The organism is Vibrio sp. 10N.247.311.13 (genome assembly GCF_041467595.1).
Classification (GTDB): Bacteria; Pseudomonadota; Gammaproteobacteria; order Enterobacterales; family Vibrionaceae; genus Vibrio; species Vibrio crassostreae_C.
Genome location: NZ_JBFSUX010000133.1, coordinates 1 through 1608 on the forward strand (window position 1 = coordinate 1; position 1608 = coordinate 1608).

Annotated in this window: 3 protein-coding genes; all 3 read right to left on the bottom strand. The window is 41.0% G+C overall.

The window, feature by feature from the left end; all coding sequences use genetic code 11:
- Positions 1-334, bottom strand: a 334-nt coding sequence (gene gspS2 / locus AB6E52_RS23010; protein ID WP_372189992.1) for a type II secretion system pilot lipoprotein GspS-beta, incomplete at its 3' end; no start/stop codon positions are given.
- On the bottom strand, positions 291-1427 hold the full coding sequence (locus AB6E52_RS23015; RefSeq protein ID WP_171387542.1) for an alanine/ornithine racemase family PLP-dependent enzyme: 1137 nt from the start codon (positions 1425-1427) through the stop codon (positions 291-293). The genes AB6E52_RS23015 and gspS2, both read right to left, overlap by 44 nt.
- The coding region (locus AB6E52_RS23020; RefSeq protein WP_372189993.1) for a DUF1611 domain-containing protein at positions 1424-1608 on the bottom strand (185 nt) is incomplete at its 5' end. The genes AB6E52_RS23020 and AB6E52_RS23015, both read right to left, overlap by 4 nt.

Here is a 1608-nt window from a genome sequence, read left to right on the forward strand (position 1 = left end):
TAAGGCTTTCTACTTTCTCATTTTTTCCTAAGGTAATGATTCGATAAGAGATCCCGCTCTCTAATAAAGGTCTTATTTCGATGTTGTCACAAAAACTAACGGCGACTTTTTCTACTAAGCTGTCCATATTCAAGGTTTTCTTTTTTACGAAAACAATAGTGACACTATTGCCCTCTGACTGTGCATTTACGAGTGTGATTGAGCCTAACTCTTGTGGCAGTTGGCTTGAGATAATCGTCGCTCTATAATCGGCAAGCCTACTAGATTTAATTGGGCTTATCTGACAACCGTCAAGCATGACACTGACGGAAATAATTACTGCTGTTCGTAGCATTATGCGTTCCTTCTTGCTTTCTTCTCCCTTTAGGTGCCTTAAAATATTTATTGATATAACGTGAAGACATAGAAGATAAGAGCGCACTGTAATCTAAACCGAATGTGACTTTTTCCCCTACAAATAGTGGTTTTCGTGAGGATTCAAGGACAAGATGATCACTGGTTGAAGACATGATCTTAATCCCATTCGGAGCCTTAAGCCCGCTGACACAAACATCTTGGCGGCCTAATGCTACAATAGCTTGTGAGACCTCCCCTCTATCTTGAAGGCTTTCTTTTTCACCAAAAGCATTTAACCCCCGACTCCCCCAAGGCAAAGTCGGTTTAGTCTTGGATTCAATCACTTCAGCGGTCAAAGAAACCGCATCCGTATGTAAGCCTTTGATATTTTCGTGATCTAAAGGCTCACAGCCTAAAAAAATTGCTTCTCCTATACGAAGGTTATTGACTCGAGTTAAGCCTGTTCTCTGAAGAGCCCAGTTAACTGAAGCAGAATTACCCCCTGAAATAATTTCTAGACTGATCCCAAATGTAGCTTCAATTCCATCGGCAAGCTCAGAAAGAATATTCATATTTTGATCATCTGGAGCGACACCATACCGACAGGCCAAATTCGTACCAATTCCTTTTATCGTGATGTTTGGTAAAGAAATAACTTCTCGGATAAAATCAATAATATGATGGGGCATCACACCTTCTCTGAGATCGCCAAGCTCAACCATAATAATAATATCGTGACGGCAATTTTGTTGTTCCGCTGCATGTGAAAGCCTCTGAATCACTTCAACTTCAGAGTTTAAACTCATATCACTGTATTTTATTACGCTTGCCACTTGACTGAGCATGGGTGTACGTATCAGCATTTTAGGGATAGCAATGCCAATTTCAGCCATCTTTTGAAGATTTTCGATTCTTGAATCGGCTAACATTGCTGCGCCAGCATCAATAAGAACTTGTGCGATGATAGGGTGGCCGAGGAAAGCTTTTGTTACAGGCGTAACGGATATATTTTTCAGTGAGAGCTGAGATATCAGGAACTGAGCGTTATGATGAACTTTCCCACAATCGATGTCTAACCTAGGGTAGTTCACCCTTTTTCGGCCAGTTTACTTGCTATTATAGGGAAGGCTGACGTTACGATGTGCAGTAGATGTTCAACAGGCTGTGACAAGACATCAGTAACCGGTAGACCAAATTCGGTAGTGTAAGTGTCTATCGCACAACGTGTTTCATCCAACGACATATCTTCATGATTCAGTGTTAGTCCAATAA